At 58.8% G+C, this 19167-nt stretch carries 19 protein-coding genes and 1 pseudogene; 12 read left to right on the top strand and 8 right to left on the bottom strand.

The genetic code is table 11. The annotated features are described in order from the left end of the window. Positions 1-170: 170 nt before the first annotated feature. From AC1DNK_RS27445 to AC1DNK_RS27430, 4 genes and pseudogenes are all read left to right on the top strand, one after another. Positions 171-467: pseudogene (locus tag AC1DNK_RS27445) on the top strand (zincin-like metallopeptidase domain-containing protein); the annotation flags it as partial. An 83-nt stretch (positions 468-550) separates the two neighbouring features. After that, a complete protein-coding gene (locus AC1DNK_RS27440; protein WP_477944235.1) occupies positions 551-796 on the top strand; it encodes a type II toxin-antitoxin system Phd/YefM family antitoxin in 246 nt (81 codons plus the stop codon). After that, positions 789-1184, top strand: a complete 396-nt coding sequence (locus tag AC1DNK_RS27435) for a hypothetical protein (protein WP_477944234.1) — start codon at positions 789-791, stop codon at positions 1182-1184. The genes AC1DNK_RS27440 and AC1DNK_RS27435 overlap by 8 nt, the downstream gene beginning before the upstream one ends. Positions 1185-1673: 489 nt before the next feature. After that, a complete protein-coding gene (locus AC1DNK_RS27430) occupies positions 1674-1985 on the top strand; it encodes a DUF736 domain-containing protein (RefSeq protein ID WP_112390678.1) in 312 nt (103 codons plus the stop codon). Between the two features lie 49 nt (positions 1986-2034). Here the strand turns inward: AC1DNK_RS27430 and AC1DNK_RS27425 are convergent, their stop codons facing one another. From AC1DNK_RS27425 to AC1DNK_RS27415, 3 genes are all read right to left on the bottom strand, one after another. Then, positions 2035-2331, bottom strand: coding sequence for an HU family DNA-binding protein (locus tag AC1DNK_RS27425; RefSeq protein ID WP_477944233.1), 297 nt, complete (start codon positions 2329-2331; stop codon positions 2035-2037). Between the two features lie 38 nt (positions 2332-2369). Next, a complete protein-coding gene (locus AC1DNK_RS27420; protein ID WP_477944232.1) occupies positions 2370-2663 on the bottom strand; it encodes a WGR domain-containing protein in 294 nt (97 codons plus the stop codon). A 372-nt stretch (positions 2664-3035) separates the two neighbouring features. Continuing rightward, complete coding sequence (locus tag AC1DNK_RS27415) at positions 3036-4226, bottom strand: DUF1173 domain-containing protein (RefSeq protein ID WP_477944231.1); 1191 nt, start codon at positions 4224-4226, stop codon at positions 3036-3038. A 274-nt stretch (positions 4227-4500) separates the two neighbouring features. On the opposite strand from AC1DNK_RS27415, the gene AC1DNK_RS27410 reads away from it, so the two are divergent. Beyond that, positions 4501-4665: a hypothetical protein gene (locus tag AC1DNK_RS27410; RefSeq protein WP_477944230.1), complete on the top strand. Its 165-nt coding sequence runs from the start codon at positions 4501-4503 to the stop codon at positions 4663-4665. Positions 4666-4727: 62 nt separating this feature from the next. Here the strand turns inward: AC1DNK_RS27410 and AC1DNK_RS27405 are convergent, their stop codons facing one another. Both AC1DNK_RS27405 and AC1DNK_RS27400 read right to left on the bottom strand, forming a co-directional pair. Continuing rightward, positions 4728-5147, bottom strand: a complete 420-nt coding sequence (locus tag AC1DNK_RS27405) for a hypothetical protein (RefSeq protein WP_477944229.1) — start codon at positions 5145-5147, stop codon at positions 4728-4730. Further along, positions 5144-5854: a ParA family protein gene (locus tag AC1DNK_RS27400; RefSeq protein ID WP_112390672.1), complete on the bottom strand. Its 711-nt coding sequence runs from the start codon at positions 5852-5854 to the stop codon at positions 5144-5146. The genes AC1DNK_RS27405 and AC1DNK_RS27400 overlap by 4 nt, the downstream gene beginning before the upstream one ends. Before the next feature lie 468 nt (positions 5855-6322). Here AC1DNK_RS27400 and AC1DNK_RS27395 point away from each other — a divergent pair, with 468 nt between their 5' ends. Further along, on the top strand, positions 6323-6727 hold the full coding sequence (locus AC1DNK_RS27395; protein ID WP_442210524.1) for a plasmid mobilization protein: 405 nt from the start codon (positions 6323-6325) through the stop codon (positions 6725-6727). Beyond that, positions 6727-8973 (top strand): relaxase/mobilization nuclease domain-containing protein, encoded by a 2247-nt coding sequence (locus AC1DNK_RS27390; RefSeq protein ID WP_477944228.1) that lies wholly within the window; start codon positions 6727-6729, stop codon positions 8971-8973. Before AC1DNK_RS27395 ends, AC1DNK_RS27390 begins: the two co-directional genes overlap by 1 nt. A 548-nt stretch (positions 8974-9521) precedes the next feature. Here the strand turns inward: AC1DNK_RS27390 and AC1DNK_RS27385 are convergent. Then, complete coding sequence (locus AC1DNK_RS27385) at positions 9522-10424, bottom strand: LysR family transcriptional regulator (RefSeq protein WP_477944227.1); 903 nt, start codon at positions 10422-10424, stop codon at positions 9522-9524. A 90-nt stretch (positions 10425-10514) separates the two neighbouring features. On the opposite strand from AC1DNK_RS27385, the gene AC1DNK_RS27380 reads away from it, so the two are divergent. The 5 genes from AC1DNK_RS27380 to AC1DNK_RS27360 all read left to right on the top strand — a co-directional run bounded on the left by AC1DNK_RS27380 (position 10515) and on the right by AC1DNK_RS27360 (position 17143). Next, positions 10515-11531 (top strand): NADP-dependent oxidoreductase, encoded by a 1017-nt coding sequence (locus tag AC1DNK_RS27380; RefSeq protein WP_477944226.1) that lies wholly within the window; start codon positions 10515-10517, stop codon positions 11529-11531. Positions 11532-11915: 384 nt separating this feature from the next. After that, complete coding sequence (locus AC1DNK_RS27375) at positions 11916-13010, top strand: FecR family protein (protein ID WP_477944225.1); 1095 nt, start codon at positions 11916-11918, stop codon at positions 13008-13010. An 80-nt stretch (positions 13011-13090) separates the two neighbouring features. After that, on the top strand, positions 13091-15772 hold the full coding sequence (locus tag AC1DNK_RS27370) for an EAL domain-containing protein (protein WP_477944224.1): 2682 nt from the start codon (positions 13091-13093) through the stop codon (positions 15770-15772). An 89-nt stretch (positions 15773-15861) separates the two neighbouring features. Continuing rightward, positions 15862-16218: a response regulator gene (locus AC1DNK_RS27365; protein ID WP_477944223.1), complete on the top strand. Its 357-nt coding sequence runs from the start codon at positions 15862-15864 to the stop codon at positions 16216-16218. Positions 16219-16702: 484 nt separating this feature from the next. Then, a complete protein-coding gene (locus AC1DNK_RS27360; protein ID WP_310300729.1) occupies positions 16703-17143 on the top strand; it encodes a hypothetical protein in 441 nt (146 codons plus the stop codon). Here AC1DNK_RS27360 and AC1DNK_RS27355 read toward each other — a convergent pair. Together AC1DNK_RS27355 and AC1DNK_RS27350 are read right to left on the bottom strand one after the other, a co-directional pair. Further along, positions 17140-17763, bottom strand: a complete 624-nt coding sequence (locus tag AC1DNK_RS27355) for a response regulator transcription factor (RefSeq protein ID WP_112515344.1) — start codon at positions 17761-17763, stop codon at positions 17140-17142. The two genes, AC1DNK_RS27360 and AC1DNK_RS27355, sit on opposite strands and share 4 nt — an antisense overlap. Then, complete coding sequence (locus AC1DNK_RS27350) at positions 17760-19154, bottom strand: sensor histidine kinase (RefSeq protein WP_477944241.1); 1395 nt, start codon at positions 19152-19154, stop codon at positions 17760-17762. The genes AC1DNK_RS27355 and AC1DNK_RS27350 overlap by 4 nt, the downstream gene beginning before the upstream one ends. Positions 19155-19167: the final 13 nt, after the last annotated feature.

Raw genomic sequence — 19167 nt, 5'->3', positions numbered from 1 at the left:
CAAAACCTTCGCGTTATAAGCCAAGCGACAAGCTCCTCGCATTCCTCGAAACACTCTGATTATGCCGAACAGGATGCGCCGGAATTCGTTGCAAACGTCGGCGCATTCCCACCCTTATCGGCATAATCCGGCGGTCGGCATTATGCGCCTTATGCCGATATCGGCATAAAATCCACTGGACGGGGCCATCACATCGCGTGAACCGCGATCTTTCCGGCTACGCGAAAGACCGCTCCGAGCGGGCGCGCGAGGAGCTGATCGCCGAACTCGGCGCGGCGTTTCTCGCCGCCGATCTCGGCATTGTCCCGGACCTTGAGCCGCGGCCCGACCACGCAAGCTATCTCGCGTCCTGGCTTGAGGTGCTCCGCGGCGACAAACGCTTCATCGTCCAGGCTGCAGCGCAGGCGCAAAGGGCCGTGGCTTATCTATATGCGTTGCAGCCCGGTTCCGCCAAGATGGCGGCATGACGTGTTGCAAGTCGGTTTCTGTCGCAGCCGACTTGCATGAATTACCTAGAATACGTATTTTACGTAAGTGAATGGAGGTTCTCATGAAGCAGTTTTCGTTTTCCGATATGAACCGGGCCTCCGGTGAAATCCTCGAGACAGCATTGATCGAGCCGGTCGCGCTTACCAAGCGCGGCAAGGAGAAACTCGTCATTCTGACGGCGGAACAGTATCGGCGCCTCCTGGGCGGCTCGCACACGCTCGCCTACGGCCTCGACGATGCCCCGGATGCAGTCCATGCAGAACTGATGACCGGCCTCGACGCGCTGCTCGAGGACGATCATGTTTGATGCGGGCGACGTCGTCCGTTTCCATTATCTCTGGAAACGACAGGCCGATGCCGGCGAGGAAAGCGGCCGCAAGGCCCGCCCCGTCTGCGTCGTCGTGCGGACGCCCGATGTCCCGGGCGCCGTTTTCCTCTTCGCCATGACCTCGCAGGCCCCGCATGAGGATCGCCTGTCTTTGCCGATCAGCCAGATCGAATGCCGCCGCGCCGGCCTCGATTTTCCCTGCTGGATAATCCTCGACGAATATAACCGCGTCGAGCTCGACAAGGCTTTCGACTTCGAAACAAGCAGGCCACTCGGCAGCTTCAGCCCGGCCGTCCTGAAAAACATCGCACGCATCGTCAAGGATGCAGCCGCAAGCAGCAGGCTGGCGGCGATGAACCGATCGTAGCCGGTGGCACCGTCGGGCCTTCCGGCATCAGGCCGATATCGTCAGCTCCGTCCTGAATTCCTATTTGGCACATCGGAGCGAAGTTACGCGGCAGGCCTCTGGTGCCCTCAATTGGTGATACTGGATATGCTTGGCAACGCCGTCCGGGACACTGACGGTGCCATCGTCTGGCCCATCTCCAAGCTACGGCTCGCCCACTGCGGTCTCGATGCGGCTTGTCTGACCAAAAAACGCCTCGCGGGCTTGGCTCGATCGTCTTCCCGCAACGGCTTGCTCGTTTTCTTGCCCTGGCCACGCCCACCCCACATGACCCGTCATGTCGGGACCCCGGATCTGCGGCCATTCCTCGCGAGACAAGAAAGCCTCGGCTAATTGCCGTCCTCCACTTCGTTGCGGCCCCAAGGGGTGCGGTCCGATCGTTTCCGGCCTCATCGACAGCCATCGAGGCCGCGATGGGCGCGGCCCGAGCAACTGAAAAGGATCAAGACAATGGCAACCATCGGCTCTTTCACCGCTTCCGAAAACGGCTTTTCCGGCACCATCAAGACCCTCAACCTCAACGTCAAGGCCAAGATTATCAGGGTCGAACGCTCCTCCGACGACGCTCCGGACTTCAGGGTTCTGGCCGGCAATGTCGAGTTCGGCGCCGGCTGGCAGAAGCAGGCCCGCGAGACCGAGCGCGACTACATCTCGGTCAAGCTGGACGACCCAAGCTTCCCCGCCCCGATCTACGCGACCCTGACGGAAGTCCAGGGGCAGGAAGGCCTGCAGCTTATCTGGTCGCGCAGCACGCGCCGCTGACGACTTGACCCGAAAGCCCCGCTCGATCCAGAGCGGGGCTTTCGGCGTGTCACTTGTTCAGCGCATCCTTCAGCGCCTTGGCCGGCTGGAAGCTCAGCTTCTTGGCGGCTGCGACCTTGATAGTCGCACCCGTGGACGGGTTGCGCGCTTCGCGCTCGGGCGTCGCCTTGACCTTGAACTTGCCGAAGCCCGGCAGCGAGGTCTCGTTGCCGGCAACCGCAGCTTCAGTGATGGAGGCGATGACCGCCTCGATGATAGCTTTGCCCTGGGCCTTGGTCAGGCCGTGCTCGCCGGCAATCTTGTCGGCGATTTCATTGGTAGTGGTCATGTCTTGTCTCCGCGTCATGTTCAATGCGGAATCCCTGCCATCGCCATCGCCTAATGTCATTGACGCGCTGCCGCAAAAGCGGCTGGAAATGGAGGATTTCCACAACTACCAACAGGTTTATAGCCTTTGGTCTTCTTCCTGCGTGCAATGGCCAGGAAGTGGATAGCCGCTTCCCGTTCGCTGCCGAAGACTTCGATTTTCTCGCCGCCCGCCTTGCCGATGCGTCCCCATGAACGAACGACCGAGGCCTCGCCGAACAATGTCGGCTGAATGGAGATGGCGTAGTATCGCGCCATGTTGCGGGTGGCATCGATGCGCTGGCAGTAGAGATGGAATGGATAGTTCGGCATTTAGGCAAGGTCGCCGAATTGGGTCGCCTCCGTCCAACGAGAGTTTTGAATCGATCACTGAGGTTCGATTCACATCGGTGATGATTTCTGGCTATCGGCGCTTTCTCCCGTTAAAGGCCGTTCACCATCAAAGAAAGGTGAGCGTCGTCGTGCAAGAGGCAATCAAGATCGACAATCGTGGTGATTTCGGGCTCTGAGCGATCGAGGTGGCAAAACTGATCGTCGGTGAGGAAGGCTTCGAATTGGCACGGGCTGCCCTCGACGGCTCCGAAGATGACGTCCGCGCGGCAGGCGCCGCACTCGGCCAGGAGTGCACTGCTTGAAGTCTACGACGGTCTCCTTGAAGCCGCGCCGGCCGAGTGATCGCCACGATCACGTCGGGATTGGCGGCATGTCGCCCTCGAGCACGCGCCAGACCCAGGCGCCAAGATCGGGCCGCGCTTCTATCATGTCCTTGAGTGCTTCCTCGAAATCAAGGCCGGCCGACGGCGGAACGATGTAGAGCGCATGCGGCCGCGGTCTCGTCTCCAGCAGCATCGCATTCGCTAGAGGGCGGTTTCGGCCAAGGTTGAAACGCAGACCCTTGACCGACTTCAAGCGTAACCGCGTCAACCGCTCGACCAGTTTTTGCTCGAAAGCATTTTCGATCGGCAGCCACTGTTCACTGACGCACATCAGCGCGATCTCGTCGATGGTGACGATCCCGGCTTTGCCGCTGCCGATCGTCGCGATCAGCATCAGGTGCAGGTTTTCCCCGCTTTGCCAGAGAGCAAATTCCGCTTCGAAGCGGCGCTGCACGCTCTTCCAGGCCGTGTCTTTAAGATAAAGCCGGAAGCCCGGCATATGCTTGACCACCACGAGCCGGCCGTCTCTCGTCTCCGTAAATTCCTTGACCTCGCTGACAAGCAACATCAGGCGCTTCGGACCTTGCTGGAAAAGACCAGCCATCTTCTGCGCCCGCCTGTGTTCGATCGCTGTCTTATCCTCGGCCCTGAAAGGCTCGGGAATGAGCAACCGCTCCGACAGGCTCTCGCCGCGCACCGCCATGTTGCCGGCGGCCTCCAGCAGATGATGATAGACCTGCCACCAGTGGCGCTTTCCGGTCCAGCGCGCGGTCCATTCGGTCAGGCAGCTCTCATGCCACAGGAAATGCAACAGGGCGCGTAGTGACAGCTTTCTGCTTTCCGCTTTCACGCTTTCACCGGTAGGTTCAGGTACGCCGGGACGATTGCTCCCGGCGCGCTTGGAAAGGGAAAAATCAAGCTTCAATGAGGCTGACCCGAGAGAGGCATCCATCTGGATTGCACCTCCCATCAGCGGGCCGAGCCCGGACAATTCGTAGGGCGGTTCATAGGAGGGACATGCCGGGTCATGGCCTTCACCGGAAAGCGGCATGCGCTTGATGACCAGTTGATTGCCGATATCTGCGATGTACATCGGCGCCGCCTGCTCACGGCAGAGACACAGCGGTCGGACTTTGGCGCGGTAGGCGCGGGCCAGCAGTCCCGCGAAATCCGGGTGATCCTCGTCGCATTCGACACTATCGAACCGGAATCGTCTCATGGCAAAGGCTGCCCGTAGCGGCCAGGGGCATGCAAAATGGGGTGCCCAACGAGAAGGAAACCTGTCTGCTCAGATCGGGCGATTGTGCCGGGCGGGAAGAGCCAGCTCAAGGCCGCGCGGCCCCTCCAATTTTCTCGCCGTTCCGTTTCACTGCACTTCGACAAAATCGGTTCCTCCGCGCGCCGGCTCCGCCGGTCGTGTTCCACGAGCCTGGACCTGCCTCTCCCCACCCTGCGTGCCGCCGTCATCTTCCACAAACGTCAAGGAGACGACGATGACCATCGACCAGCATATCCAAGAACTGCGCGCTGAAGCCCGTAACGCCGAAACCACCTGGGAACGCCGGGCGCTTGAAGCCGAGCTCGACCTGGCGCTGGCCGAGCGCGAAGTCATCTGGGCCGAACTCGACGGCCGCATCGAGGTCGAGCCGCCATTCTGAGGCGGCCCACGGCGCGCTTGATCTGGACACGCCGGATCGACCGGCGTGTCCAATGCTGCTGTTCAATAGCCGTTGTCTTCGAGATAGGTTTCAATGGCAGCCTGCATGATAACCGTCATCTTCACTTCGTTTTCATGAGCCGCTCTCACGAGACGCGCCTTCATCTCCTGCTCCAGCGGCACATTGACGTAAAATTTGATGGCGCGGTCCTTGGCGCGCTTCAGGCTTTTCAGGCGCCGCCGGGTATCGTCCTGATCGGCAGCCCGCTTTGCGCTTCGCCGTTGCCGCTCGTCTTCGGGAAGGCGCGGAAGCACCGTTTGGCGGCCGCGGTCATTGTCGAGAGGCGCCGGAGCCTGATCGTGCAAATCGGCGGCTTGCTCGTCAGCGGCAACCTCAAGCCGGCCTTCGTTTGTATCCTGAACTGCAGGCTTTCGGCGTGGCGCGAGAGAGAACTGCTTGAAGTCGATCGTCCCTTTGTTCATGCCGCCGCCTCAGCCGGTCCGGCCACCTGGCGAATGTCGATCTCATCGACCAGCGCCTTTACTTCGAGACGCGCCTTCCGGACTGAGTCTGTCACGTCCTGCATCTGGAGTGTCCCGAGGCCGTTCTGGATCTCGCGATAGATATTGCGTTCGTAAAGCTCGGTTTCCAGAAGCATCGTATGGTAGTGCGCATCGAGAAGACCTGCCACGAACGGCCGGATGTAGCGATAGGCTTCAAGATTGCGGCCGGGCAGCGTGATACGGGTGCGCACGTTCATATGCACGATCGATAAACCGAGGCGATCGTTGATGTCGTTCACCTCAGCGACGGTTTGGCCGGCGGCCTCGATTTCCTTGATGCCCGGCTGTACCGGTGAAAGGACCACGTCCGACGATCGAATGATCGTCGTCTGCAGCACGCTATCGACACCGGGCGCATCGATCAGGACGACATCGAAAAAGCTGGCGAGCTTCTTCAGGAAATCGTCGATTGCCCGTTGGGTCGCCGCAATCGTCACCTCGATATTATCCGGTACATTGCCCTTGCTGTGGCAGAGCTTCCACCAGCCGGCCAGATTTTGACGGCTGTCGGCGTCAATCATCAGGACGCGCTGATCCGATAGAGCGTATTCGCCGGCAATCAACGTCGCCATCGTTGTCTTGCCGGCGCCGCCCTTGTTACTGACGACTGCATAGGTCCGAGGCATGACCTTCTCCCGCTACGGAACTGTTTCGGCGCCATGCTCGAAACATGAACTATATTAGGTCAAAAATTGCAGACGTCCAGTCGCTTTTTGCTTGGGTGCATCACATCCCAGATCATCCACTAGGTAGTCCGATGACACTCTTTCGAAGCATTGTCTCATATCTTGTGGAAGATCATCCGCACCCCATGAGTCCCCTAATTTTCACTATATAACCTTCACTTTCCTCTTTCCAGCAACGCTATCGATGTTTCACACGAGTTGGTCATGTGATGTGGAAGGGTCAAACTTCCGATGAGTGTTACGAGTATGAATGTGGCTTTTACGGTGCCAGGGTTAAGTTTGGCTTTTATGAACTGAAATAGGTTATATTGGTTTGGCAGGATACGCAAATTTGTGATACAAATTTGCTGACGATCGGCGGACGGGCCGCCGATGGCGCCTGCGGCGAACACGTGAAGAGACGACGGCATGGTCGAAAATGGAAGGTCACGACCTGCGGTGCCTGCTGTCAAGGAGCGTAAGGAGCGCGTCGTCCATGCGCGTTTTTCCGCGCCAGAGCTCGCCGCTGTCGAAGTCGCAGCCAGGCAGTCGGAGATGTCGGTGTCGGCGTTTATGCGCTCATTGACGCTTGATGGTGCCGGCATCTTACCGTTCCTGTCGGAAGACGATCGGGTGGTTTTTGAGCTTCTTCATCGTGACCTGCGGGCCATTGGAGTGAACCTCAACAGTCTCGTTCGGCGCTCGTATCAACGTTCCGTTCCGGCAGACGCCATCGCTGACCTGCGCGAGCTGCAGCCCCTTGTCGCGGGCCTTGCTCTTGAGTTGCAGCGTCTCGCCAGCCGGCCAGGCCGTAGGATTGGACGTCGGGACTGATGGAAATTTTTCTCGGCGCCTTTACGGCGGAATGGGAGCAGCGCCGAGCGGCATACCTGCACGAGCGGTTGATCGGCCGAAATTCTCCCAGTGAGGAGGAAGAGCGCCGGCGGCGGGGAGTTGCTTCAGGCGGCGGCGTTGGCGGCCGTCTCAATGTCGGCGGGAGAGCCGCACGTGAAGGCCTCGCGTGGCCCGGGCCGGCGCCGCGTTCGATGGCAACACGGTTTGCCGGACTTGCCGGCGGAAGTCAGCCCGCGGTCGTGAAGATGACATCGTTCGGCGGCGGCGGACGCCTGGGCGCCATGGCGAGCTATATCTCTCGAAACGGCGATGTGGCGATGGAAAATCAGGCGGGCGAAGAACTGCGCGGCCGGGGGGCGGTCGCGGGCCTTTCTGAGGACTGGGCGCACCTGATGGGCAACCGTGCCGAGAGCCGCGACATCGGGACATTTCGTATCGACGTCAAGCGGAGGCCCGATGAAGGGCAGGCGCTGGACGCGTGGGCCCGCGATATCGTGAGTACGGCGCTGGGAGAGCGCTCGTTTGCATTCGCCGTGCAAGAGCGTCAGGACCATTACCGGATCGATGGTGTTGCCGTCTTGCGAGACCGGGCCGGCGAGCGGCTGACAGCTGATGAAAAGGCGCAAGAGATCGTTCAGGCGCGAATGTCGGAAAACGGGGGCCGATCGGCCGAGTTCCATTTTACCGGCTATGGCAATGGCGTCGAATATGGGACCGCACGTTTGCGCAAACTCGTCGAGCGAGCTGACGGTGGCGTTCGAGACAATCGCGGGGAGACGATAACGGACGCCAAACTGGCGGGCGATCTGGTGCAACTGCAGTGGAGGGGCGAACTGCATAGCCGCAAGCCGCGCGATGTAATGCACCTTGTCATGTCCGCGAGGGCCGGAACCGATGTCGAGGCTTTTCGCGCGGCGGCCCGAGAGTTCCTGGCGGCGGAGTTTGGTCAGCACCGGTACGTTTTCTCTCTTCATGATCCAGGTCAGGATCCCAAAACCGAGTCGGCCGGCGGTAAGCGACCGCACGTCCATGTTCACGCAATCGTTGCCATGCGATCCGAGGACGGCGAACGTGTCGAGACATCGATCGCATCTTTCCGGCGCTGGCGCGAAGGTTTGGCGCAGCATGCCCGCGAGCATGGTATACGGATGGAAATGACCGATCGCCGTGATCAGGCGAATGCTGCCTCCTATACCAAAAATCAGGTTCGCCCGATCAACCGGGAAGGCCGCACCGAGCATGTGGGAACGTCCGATAGCGCTGCGCGCCGATACGATAGAAAACGGCGCGAGGTCGTGACCTCAACGAGAACCTCAAAAAGCCAAGCCTATACTGAAACAGTTCACGGTGCCTGGGAAGACCTCGCACGAGACAGTGACGATATCGGCGCGTCTGAATTTGCAAAAAGCAGGATTTTCCGGGTTAATACAGCATTTGGAAGGCGAGAGTTCGTCGCCGAAAAGCAATCGGGCGAGCGCGAAAACGGCTCGCAATTCCAAACCAAATTGGTTAGTATTTTTGAGGTTGCGGAGATCGAAAACATGAGCACCATGACACGATCGGAATTCGAGGCGTACGAAAAACGCGTTGAGACCGCCCTTTTCCAGGCGGAGCGGATCATGCCGCGGGATGATCGGAGCAATTTCGAGGAAATTGCCGGGGCCGCCCGGGAGCACGTCGATGTTCGTCGCGAGATGATGGAACTGGCGGAGCAGGTTGAGGATCGCGCGCCAAGCAGCGGGTCGGCCAGACCGGACGACGCCAATCGTCAGTGGGATGAGGCTGTTGCACGCCACGGGCCCGAAGCCGTCGAGGTTGGAAACAACATCATGGTCGAGGTCGAATATTATCGCGAGCGGATCGAATTGGCTGACGATGACGAAATTCGAGCCGATAAGGCGTCCTTGCAGGCGAGCTTGAACTTTGAGATGGCGAGGGCAGCCGAGCTCGGCGCCTCGGGCAATAGCTATCTGCGCGAGATTGCAGAGGCTGACGAAGAACTGCGTGTGGCAATCGCAGCGGCCGAGCGCTCGCGCAATCGGGCGAAGGACCGCGCCGACGATGACCGAGCTGGAGGCGCAAATGGTTACGGTGAACAAGACGCGTCGCTGCATGGAAGTGGCGGCGAAAATCGAACCGTCCCTGCCAAACAGCTCGTGCCGAGATTGGAAGAGCTTCAGCACGAGGCCGAGCAAAAACGCGATCGGGACGAACAGGAACGATAGGGGAATGCGGCATGCACCCGAAATTATCATGGGCAGGCTGCAGCATGAGAGGCGGATCGTTCGCTACGCCTGCTCAACGCGCGCGTCTCCGCCTTTCTCGACCATTTGAAAAGCTCATTCCCCGACGGGACGCCGGATGAACTTTCGGCCTTTATCTACGGATGATTTCGGGACACGGGAATGACGTCCAGCATACTTCGCCGTGCGCATAGCCCATCCGTTCGCGTCCCATCGCGCACTGCCGTTGTAGCTTTGCAAAGCCCGCGCCCCTGCGCCGAACTGCTCGACGAGTAACGTCCGCTTGAATCTGTCACTGCAATCGGAGCGTACCTTCTTTTGGAAGTTTCAAGATCGCGTCCGTAAAGTTGCGTGGATCGAAGGGGCACACAAGGTGAAGGCGGGTGTGCTTCCTTATGCTATCAAGGCTTTGGTTGCCGCGATGCGGGGATAGTCTCGGAAGTCATCGAAGTTGTGCCGATTGATGAAAGCGAATGTTTGAAATACCCGGTGGTCTCCCTAGCGCCCGTAGCGGTCATTCACTGCCAGTGTCACGACAACTCCACTAAGGTATCGACGAAAGCGCGCACGGCCGGGTTCGACCTTCGGCTCTCTGGCCACAGCGCCGTGATATCGTGCCGGTTCACTGCATAGTTGGCCAGAACCGGAACAAGCGCCCCACGGCTCACCCAGGCGCTGGCCATAAAACTGGTTGCCATTCCTATGCCGCCACCCGCCGCAATCGTGGCAATCACGGCTTCACTTGCGTCCACGATGATGGCGCAGGAAGGCACAATCTCCACCTCCCTGTCCCCGACGCGGAAAGGCCAGCGGAACAGCTGGCCGCTGCTCTGGTAGCGCAGGTTGACCGTCTGGTGCTCTTCCAATTGGTCCGGATGGGTCGGCGGGCTGCGCCGCGCCACATATTCGGGTGAGGCATAGCAGCACAAACGATGCGGTAGGAGGCGGCGCGAGAGCAGGCGCGAGTCTGACAGATCGCCGATGCGCACCGCCAGATCGAAGCCGCCTTCGATGAGATCCACTATGTGATCGCTCAAACGCAGATCGATGTTCACCTTGGGATAGAGACTGCGAAAACGAGGAAGCAGGGGCGCGATGATATGCAGGCCGATCGGCAGCGAAGCAGCAATCCGCAATGTGCCGGCGGGCTCGGTGCGCGATGCTTTTGCCGCCTGGTCGATGTCTTCGGCGTCGTGCAAAAGCCTTAGCGCACGCTCATGCAGGTCGCGCCCTTCTGCCGTCAGGGTCAGCGAACGTGTCGTGCGCGCAAACAGCGAAACGCCAAGCTGCTTTTCCAGCCGCTGAATGCTTTTGCTGACCGCCGATGGTGAGATGGACAAGGAACGGGCGGCAGCAGTGTAGCTTCCGAGCGATCCGGCGCGAGCGAAAGCGATCAGCCCTGTCAACCTGTCAATTCCTATTTGTTCCTTCATGGCACTATTAAAGCGACTATTCGAACCATTATCAATGCAACCATCTGGTCATATTTTCTTTCATGGAAGCGAAATCCAAGTGAGGTAGCGATGACTGAAATGATGAAAGCCGCGCGTTTGCACGAATTCGGAGGACCAGATGTCCTTCTCTATGAGGATGCGCCCCTACCGGAAATCGCGGCGCACGACGTGCTTGTTCGCGTCCATGCCGCGAGCCTCAACCCGCCGGATCTCTATCTGCGCGATGGTTATCGGGCGCTGCCGCCGGAATGGCAGCCCAGTCCACGCTTTCCCCTGATCCTTGGCACCGACGTTTCCGGCGAGGTCTCGGCTGTCGGCGAAAACGTGACGCAGTTCAAGGTCGGCGACGAGGTCTATGCGATGGTCCGGTTCCCGCATGACTTGATGACGGGAAGCAACGCCTATGCAGAATACGTTCGCGTTCCCACATCGGATTTGGCACTGAAGCCTTCTGGGATCGATCATATCCAAGCGGCCGGCGCGCCGATGTCGCTTCTGACCGCCTGGCAATTTTTGGTCGATCTTGGACATGATGCGCCGAACCCGTTCCAGACCTTCGCGCATGCGCCGGAACCGCTCGACGGCAAGACGGTGCTGGTGAACGGCGCCGGCGGCGGCGTTGGCCATCTCGCAGTCCAGATCGCGAAATGGCAAGGCGCAAAGGTGATTGCTGTTGCTTCCAGCAAGCATGAGGCGCTTCTCAATGATCTCGGTGCCGATATTTTCCTCGACTACACGAAGGCGGCTGCCGAAACCGTGGCGAAGGATGTTGATCTGGTGCTCGATGCCGTCGGCGGCGAGAACATGGAACGCTTTCTTTCTTGCATCGGGCAGCATGGCGCCCTGTTTCTCGTAAACCCGCTGGGCTTTTCCGGCCATGATGAGGCTGCCCGGCGAAACATCACCGTCTCGACGACGCAGGTGCGTTCGAACGGAGCGCAACTGGCGGAGGCTGGCCGTCTGCTCGATAATGGCTCCGTTCGGGTCGTGATCGACAGTACCTATCCGCTTGCCGAGGCATGGGCCGCTCATCGTCGGGCTTCCGAGGGGAGCATCCAGGGCAAGATCGTGCTGGACGTCGCCTGATCACCACGTGACCAGTCAAGGCTCATGGCGCCGCGAACAGGCGGTTGAAGCGCTGATTCGGGAATATCCTATGTTGATCATAACGGGGCAACATCCACGTCGATCCGGCCGACCTGGCAAGTTCATGAAAGAACTGAATGCGCTGGCCCCACAGCGCGGCAGCGTCCGGGAAGCGTACGATACTGCCGTGGACAAGCCACAATCCAGGATGATCGCTTCATCCATCGTGAGTTCCGGGATCAGATCTTGGTCCGGGCTGCCCGCAGCTTTGAAACCCTATTCGCCAGGCCAAAGCCTCAATAGGACGACGTCGTTGTATTTGGAGAGCTGTCAACTCTATCGGCGTAACGCAATGTTGGACCGAATTGGCAAGAGCATGCCAACATGGCACTGACGAATTCTTCGATAATTGATCATCGCGAGAATCTAGCCGGTTTTTTAAAACCATTCTTAAGTGAGAAATGCGTTAATCACCCCAAACCAAATGGGGCATCAATGCGCGTTCTTCTTCATCTTTTCGCTCTCGTCACTCTTCTTCTTCCTTTGACCGCCTATGCCTCTGATGACGATGATTGGCATGTTGCCAAGGCGAGCAGCCAGGTACGCTATACGACAGACCAGTCAACGTGGAAGGACTTGCAGACAGGCGACGTCGTTCCAAACAGCGCCTGGATCGCGACGGGCCCTCGCGGAAGGGTACAGCTTGTGCGCGGTGTTGAAAGTGTCGGCTTCCAGCCAGGCACCCTGGCTGCAATAACAACGAAGTCGGGCGGACTGTTCAGCGCGCGCAAGACCAACATCCTCCAGCGGATCGGCGAACTCGATCTTGAGATCGAAAAGCGCAGCCAGCCTCATACAACCGTGCAGACACCTTATCTGGCTGCTGTTGTGAAGGGCACAATTTTCCATGTCAGCGTCGGCAAGACAAACGCTTCAGTGTCCGTTGATCGTGGGCTGGTACAGGTAACCTCATTCGCGAGCGGCCAGCAGGCCAATGTCGGCCCCCGCCAGAGTGCCACCGTCAACCGGAAGTCGGGAATGAAGGTATCTGGCGCGAACTCGCGGCCGACAATTAGCCCGGTTGCGCCGTCTGTTGCAGTTGTGCCTGCAGTGGGGACGACAGCGCTCGCAGGTCAGGCTGAAGTCACGACAGATGACAAGGGCAAGTCGTCCAAGGCGAGCAATGATGCAAGCGCGAAGAACGCCGCGCAAAGCAACGGGAGGTCCGGCGAGGGCAGCTCCGGAAGCAACGACAGTGGAAAGAGCGGCGGCGGTAACAACGGTAATGGGGGTGGCAACGGCAGCAGCAACGGCAACTCTGGAAGCAACGGGAATGGAGGCAGTTCCGGTGCCGGAAGCAGCGGCAATAACGGCAATGGGAACAGCGGAAACGCTGGGGGCAACGGCAAAGGCAACAATGGTAACGGGGGTGGCAATGGCGGCGGCAAGGGCAATAGCGGCAAGGGCAACAACAAGTGACGAGCTTTGGCTCTTCCCTGCGGAGAATGTGCTCCGCAATTGCCGGGCCGATCGCCTTGCGTGGGGGGCTCATAGCCGCGATGCTCGCGCTTCCGGTCGTCGCGCCGACGCTCAACGCAATCACCGCTCTTAATGACAGCCTGATTGCCCAACGCTTCGAGTGGGCGCCACGAGAAGCCTCCGGAGAAATCGTCTTCATTGCCATCGACAAGAAAACGCTTGACGAGGTAGGCGTCTGGCCTTGGCCACGCGGCATCTATGCAAAGCTTCTAGCAAAGCTTACCGCGGCGGATGCAGCAGATATCTTTTTGGATATCGATTTCTCAACGCCATCAAACGCGGCCGAAGATGGCGCGCTTTCATCTGCCCTCGAACAAGCCGGCAGCGGGGTGTTGCTGCCGGTCTTTCGCCAGCAAATCGCTGCGGCATCGGTTAACACCAGCGTCACCAAGCCGATTCCCAGTCTGCTCTCCAATGCCTGGCCAGTCTTTGCCAACGTCACCACGGATGCCGATGGCGTTGTGCGCAAGTTCGACTTCGGCAGCGAATTCAACGGCGAAGCAACGCCGTCTGCCGCTTCCGCCCTTGCCAGAAGCGCCGAGACTTCAGGACGAGGGCTGATTGATTTTTCCATCAAACCCACCAGCGTGCCCACCTATTCTATGGCGGATGTATTTTCCGGGAAGGTTGCGGCCGGCCAACTTTCAGGGCGTTCGGTCGTGGTCGGTGCGTCTGCGACCGAGCTTAAAGATATCTTCCCGGTACCGGTGAATGCAGCACTGGCTGGTCCGCTCATTCATGTGCTTGCAGCGGAGACACTGATCCAAGACCGCCTTCTGACAGAATTTAATCAGACGCCGCTGGAGCTACTCCTTGCGGCCGCGCTTATCGTCGCCATCTTGTTATCGCGTTCGGTAGGCCTGGCGAATCTTTGCCTTCTCGCCGTTGCCGCGGGAATGGCCGGCGAAGTCGCTGCTTTCATTCTCCAGAAGGATTTTGCAATCATCACCGGGACGGTAGTGCCGTGGCTGCAGCTTATTCTGGCAGGCGGTCTGGCGCTGACCGAGCGGATCGATCTCGGCCAGATGCTGGCCGCCCTTGCCAATATTGAAGCACGCAATACCCGCCGCCTGATGCGGCGGATCATCGCCGACAGCTCGGATGGGATTGTTGCCTTCACCAGCGACATGGTCATCGCTGAAATCAGTGAATCTGCCAAATCGATTCTGCGCGTGGGCGCCGGAGCACATCTGCTGGCAAGTTCAGAGCATTCCGTTGCTGCCGCAGTTCGTGGTCTTACAGCTCTATACAATTGCGAGCCGGGCAGGATCCACAGCACCGTCATCGAGTTCGTCAGGCATAAAGATGACTGCAATTCGACAACCTACGAAGTGGCCATCACCCTTTCACCAGTCGAGGAACAGGGGAGGCTAGGTAGAGGCTCATTCGGTGGCTGCATGATTATCCGCGACGTTACGTCTCGCAGGGCGTACGAGGCAAAGCTCAAGCGGATGGCAGAGCGCGATGAACTTACGGGGCTTCTGAACCGGCGTGAATTCCTTGCACGTCTCGAAGGGCGCAACGGCGTAGTGGCCGTTCTGAACATTGAGCGCTTCTCGGACATCTGCGCGACACTGGGTCGCGATGTCGGCGACACCTTTCTAAAGGCTGTCGCTACACGGCTCTCCGCCACTTTTCCCTGTGAATTGCTTGCGCGCATAGATGGTGACCTGTTCGCTGTCCTCAGTGCCGGGGAAGATGCCAACCCGGCTCTTCACGCGGGCTTGCTCCTCGCCGCCTTCGAATCGCCTGTTGTATTAGACGAGATATCAGCGTCGGTGGCTGTTCGCGTCGGTGTCGCAAGGGTTGGTCTGGAAAGTGCCGAGAGTTCATTACGGGCTGCCGAGTCCGCGCTCGACGGTGCGAAAAAAACGTCGGAGCGATGGTCGATGTACGATCCGGCGATGGCACTGCAGCAGGTGCGCTCCAGACGACTCGAAGCCGACATGAGCAATGCGCTGCGAGACGGACAGTTTTTTCTTCTTTACCAGCCGCAGGTCGATCTCGTGACTGGCCGCTTCGTGGGTGCAGAAGCGCTGCTGCGCTGGCGCCATTCGGAGCTTGGGCTCATCGCACCAACGGAATTTATTCCCATTGCAGAATCTTCGGGAATGATCTGCGATATCGGACGATGGGTTATGATGGAGGCCTGCGCGGAGGCCATGCTGTGGCCGGAAGGGATCGTGTCGGTCAATGTGTCGCCGATTCAGTTCGAAAGAGCGGATGTCGAGGCGGACGTACGTCGAGCGCTTTTTGCAAGCGGGTTGCCCCCGTCCCGCCTCTGCGTCGAGCTTACGGAATCTGTATTCCTAAGCGATGGTGGCCGGTCGATATCGAAGATGGCTGCCGTTAGCGCGACCGGCGTATCACTTGCGCTAGACGATTTCGGCACTGGCTATTCCTCGATGAGCTACCTGGCCGACCTGCCGCTCGACAAACTCAAAATTGATCAATCCTTCGTTCGAAGGATGACCGAGGATCAGAACGTTTTTGAGATCGTCAAAGCGATCGTCTTGCTTGCCCATGGCCTAAATCTTGAGATTGTCGCAGAGGGGGTCGAGGGTCCTGCCGAACACGTACTCCTTCGCAAACTACAGTGCGAGACGGGACAGGGATATCTATTCGGTAGACCACAGCACGGTGCCGAAATGCTGGCAAGCCTTGCAGGGAATGAGGCATCAATATTCGTTGCATCGCAATGAAAATCCTTCAGTCATAAGACCTTGTGCCGTGGTGCGACGCTGCTGGCTGGTGTTAGGATCCAAAGTCTGGTCACAGTCTGGAGTCTCGTATGCGCGTACTTATTGTCGAGGATGAGCCGGATGTGGCTCTTGTCATCGAAGACATTGCTCTGGCTGAAGGATTTGAAGTCGTCGGTATCGCGACAAGAGCGACCGAGGCTATGGAGCTGGCCCGTGAGGCGGATTTGGCAATCGTTGATGTCCGACTTGCGGATGGTCTATCAGGCCCAAAAATTGCCCGTTCCCTTGCGACAGGGTTCGACGTTGCAGTCGTGTTTCTCACTGGCAACCCGGAGCTGGTCGATGGGCTCCCTGATATTAATATCGTCGATAAGAAGGACGGTGCCGAGGGTATTGCTGAGGCGTTGCGGTTGGCTGCGAGGTCTCGTACGAAACGCTCGGTATAAGTTTGGCGCTTAAAGCAGTGGCGGTTGTTGGTGGTGCCCTGTTAGTGTCGATCCTGGATCATCTGCCGGTCGACCCGGGAACAGCAGCGTCGTCGTCATGCGTCGCGTGCGATCTTCTTTTCTCACTTGGGGCGAGATCCAAGATCGGAGGGCCATCAATTCCAATGGCGCGTTGCTCAATGCGTGATCAAGAGCCTCACGCGATCAATTGAATGAAGAGAGCGTGCATGTGTCTCGGCGATCATAGTGTGTCATGAACGGTTCGTTACGCGTCAGCCGGGGCTAACATTAGCGCTTGAGGAAACCGAAGATGGGTCAACGGCGTCGAGACCTTTCGATGTCCGTCGCAATCCTGGTCCGTGTTTGGCGCCGAAATTGTCTGGCCGGCTTGGATTTTTTTCGGAGGAGGCAGAAATCTCATAAGTCCTGTCCCGCGTAGTATCCTGAAAAGGAGGCGCAAATTATGAGTTGCTCGAGACGAAACATGTTGAAAATCGTTGCTGGTGCGGGATTGGCCAGCGCTTTTTTTCCGCTTGAAGGCGCACCGTTACTCACGCTCGATGCCTTCGCAAAGAGCGGCAACAATGGAAATGGCGGCGGTAACGGCAAGGGCGGTGGGAACAGCGGCGGAAATGGAAATTCCAGCGCGGGCAGCGGGAATGGCAATGGCAATAGCGGGAATGGCAAGGGTAATGGCGGTCCGGCAACTTCAGCTGAGCCCGCTGACGGGGGGATGACCAGTGCGGCTAATGGTGTGCAGGCAACACGCAGCGCGGATGGCTCAATCCGGATTCGACACCGAAACGGAATTATCGAGACCATTGTGTCGAACCGTTATGTCATGAAAGATCCGAAGGGTCGGACGATCAGCAACAGGATCGCGACGCAGGCAGATGTTACGCGCCTCTCGCGTTTTCTTCACTAGACTAGATCCCGCCATTTAATGGCGGCCTCTGTTCGATTTGTGACACCGAGTTTCAGCAGGATTTGCGTCATGTGATGCTTAACGGTTTTTTCCTGCAGATCGAGCCGCAATCCAATATGCTTGTTGGAAAGACCTTCAGCGACGAGTCCCATTACTTCGCGCTCACGCGGCGTCAGCGAGGCCTTGGGCGAGGAATGCGCTCCAAGGGAGCGCTCTATCACCTTGGCAGACATTGCGGGTGAGACGAACTTCGACCCGCGCATCACCACCCGTATCGCTTCGGCAAGTCCGCGCGATCCAATTCCCTTCAGTACATATCCGGCCGCGCCGCGCTGCAAGGCTGCAGAAAGCGTCTCGACTTCCTCGGATGCTGTTAGCATCAGCACCCGCGTTTCCGGACTTCGTGACAAAACCGAACTGATTGTCTGCAGGCCACCACCGGGCATCGAAACGTCGAGTAGGAGCACGCAGGGGCGATCCGAGGCCGCCAGCCTGATCGCGTCATCGCTGCTCGCGCCTTCGCCGATCACCACAAAATCAGCGACCTCCGAAAGGCTACGGCTGACGCCCTCGCGGAACAGTGGGTGATCGTCCACGATCCCGATTGTGATAGCCGTCATCTTACCGCCTCCAATTCCATCAACCGAAGCGTCATCGACACGACAGTGCCTGCGCTGCCCGTCTTGATATCGAAATCGCCCCCCAGACTGTCGACGCGTTCGCGAAGTCCCGCAAGCCCGAGACTTGTCGGCCGCACCTCATTCGGATCGAAGCCATCCCCTTGATCGCGGACTTCGATCCGGACCTCGCTGCCACGCGCTTGTGCGGTTACCGATTGTTCGATGCCGCCGCCGTGACGATAGGCATTGTTGAGGGCTTCTTGTACGAAGCGATAGACACAGATCTTCACGGCGGCCGATAAGTCTGAATGATCATCCTCGACGTTGCGCGCAACCGCGCTGGCTGTTCTTGTTTCGTGGGCAGAGACAACCCGCTCGATGATTTCTTCGAACGAGACACCTTCGATCTCCGGCAGGACGAGACCGCGACAGATCGTGCGAATCTCCCTCATGGCCTCGGCGAGGCTCGAACGGATCCAGGCCAGTTCCTTTTCTCGCATAGCAGGGTCTGTTGTGGCGTCGACCAGCATTTCGCTGTCGAGCCGCAAGGAGGCATAGGCTATATGCTGAGCGGGTCCATCATGAAGGTCGGCGCCGACGCTTCGGAGGTAGGTTTCGTTGAGGGTTGCCGCCCGCAAGGAAGATCGCTGCAAGCGACGCTGTAGCGCGAGCTTCTCGGAGAGCAACGCGGAGAGCTCCTTTACCTTGTTCCGGAGATCGGTCCGCTGTGCCTCAATCAGCCGGCTACCACGGAAAACGAGCGCCGAAAGCGTTAAAAAGAAGATTGCCGTCAGCCCAGCGACCGATGCCCAGCTCCATCGTCTTGCGCGAGCGATGCTGTCCGCAAGTCCCTGAGCTGTCTCGTAGAACTCGACGACTGCGACGGGCTGACCGGACCATGGCTGCAGCACCGGATTGTAGATTTCCATCAGCGGCTTGCTGAGCTGCCGCTCCTTTTGGCTCTCCGGATCGCTCGCGACCTCGTATCGGGCGACGAGCAAACCTGAAAATGCCTGGCGAAGCTTGTCGCTGACCGGGAATTTGTGGCCGATCAGCTCCGGTTCGTTGGAATAGAGGATAGTGCCGTCGCTGCTCCAGAGCTTGAATGAGACGAGGCGCTTGCCGAGCGCGCCTTGCGACAGTGTCTCGTTTAGTGCCTGGGCGCTTCCTTCGTCGAGAAGTGTTTCCGTTTGCATGTCTGGAAGCAGTGGAGCAACGACGCTATCGACATAAAGCGCGGTCGCTGCACCGGAATTGTGGATCACCGCATCCTCGATCAGCCGTGTCAGCAGAATGCCAATCAGCAGCATCGCCATGATCGAGACAACGCCCCCAGTGATGAAAAACTGGGAGGCTAACGAGCGGGCATTCCAACGGCTGAGCCAATGCATCTGCGACCTGTCG

Source organism: Rhizobium sp. 01N424 (assembly GCF_056399485.1).
The sequence above is the reverse complement of the archived record's forward strand: the minus strand, read 5'-3'. Positions and strand labels throughout refer to the sequence as shown.

What these genes read in the sequence shown, in the direction of transcription:
- AC1DNK_RS27440 (WP_477944235.1), top strand. Translation starts at nt 551, where the DNA reads ATGAAGCAGTTTTCGTTTTCCGATATGAACCGGGCCTCCGGTGAAATC.
- AC1DNK_RS27435 (WP_477944234.1), top strand. Translation starts at nt 789, where the DNA reads ATGTTTGATGCGGGCGACGTCGTCCGTTTCCATTATCTCTGGAAACGA.
- AC1DNK_RS27430 (WP_112390678.1), top strand. Translation starts at nt 1,674, where the DNA reads ATGGCAACCATCGGCTCTTTCACCGCTTCCGAAAACGGCTTTTCCGGC.
- AC1DNK_RS27425 (WP_477944233.1), bottom strand. Translation starts at nt 2,331, where the DNA reads ATGACGCGGAGACAAGACATGACCACTACCAATGAAATCGCCGACAAG.
- AC1DNK_RS27420 (WP_477944232.1), bottom strand. Translation starts at nt 2,663, where the DNA reads ATGCCGAACTATCCATTCCATCTCTACTGCCAGCGCATCGATGCCACC.
- AC1DNK_RS27415 (WP_477944231.1), bottom strand. Translation starts at nt 4,226, where the DNA reads ATGAGACGATTCCGGTTCGATAGTGTCGAATGCGACGAGGATCACCCG.
- AC1DNK_RS27410 (WP_477944230.1), top strand. Translation starts at nt 4,501, where the DNA reads ATGACCATCGACCAGCATATCCAAGAACTGCGCGCTGAAGCCCGTAAC.
- AC1DNK_RS27405 (WP_477944229.1), bottom strand. Translation starts at nt 5,147, where the DNA reads ATGAACAAAGGGACGATCGACTTCAAGCAGTTCTCTCTCGCGCCACGC.
- AC1DNK_RS27400 (WP_112390672.1), bottom strand. Translation starts at nt 5,854, where the DNA reads ATGCCTCGGACCTATGCAGTCGTCAGTAACAAGGGCGGCGCCGGCAAG.
- AC1DNK_RS27395 (WP_442210524.1), top strand. Translation starts at nt 6,323, where the DNA reads ATGGTCGAAAATGGAAGGTCACGACCTGCGGTGCCTGCTGTCAAGGAG.
- AC1DNK_RS27390 (WP_477944228.1), top strand. Translation starts at nt 6,727, where the DNA reads ATGGAAATTTTTCTCGGCGCCTTTACGGCGGAATGGGAGCAGCGCCGA.
- AC1DNK_RS27385 (WP_477944227.1), bottom strand. Translation starts at nt 10,424, where the DNA reads ATGAAGGAACAAATAGGAATTGACAGGTTGACAGGGCTGATCGCTTTC.
- AC1DNK_RS27380 (WP_477944226.1), top strand. Translation starts at nt 10,515, where the DNA reads ATGACTGAAATGATGAAAGCCGCGCGTTTGCACGAATTCGGAGGACCA.
- AC1DNK_RS27375 (WP_477944225.1), top strand. Translation starts at nt 11,916, where the DNA reads ATGGCACTGACGAATTCTTCGATAATTGATCATCGCGAGAATCTAGCC.
- AC1DNK_RS27370 (WP_477944224.1), top strand. Translation starts at nt 13,091, where the DNA reads ATGCTCGCGCTTCCGGTCGTCGCGCCGACGCTCAACGCAATCACCGCT.
- AC1DNK_RS27365 (WP_477944223.1), top strand. Translation starts at nt 15,862, where the DNA reads ATGCGCGTACTTATTGTCGAGGATGAGCCGGATGTGGCTCTTGTCATC.
- AC1DNK_RS27360 (WP_310300729.1), top strand. Translation starts at nt 16,703, where the DNA reads ATGTTGAAAATCGTTGCTGGTGCGGGATTGGCCAGCGCTTTTTTTCCG.
- AC1DNK_RS27355 (WP_112515344.1), bottom strand. Translation starts at nt 17,763, where the DNA reads ATGACGGCTATCACAATCGGGATCGTGGACGATCACCCACTGTTCCGC.
- AC1DNK_RS27350 (WP_477944241.1), bottom strand. Translation starts at nt 19,154, where the DNA reads ATGCATTGGCTCAGCCGTTGGAATGCCCGCTCGTTAGCCTCCCAGTTT.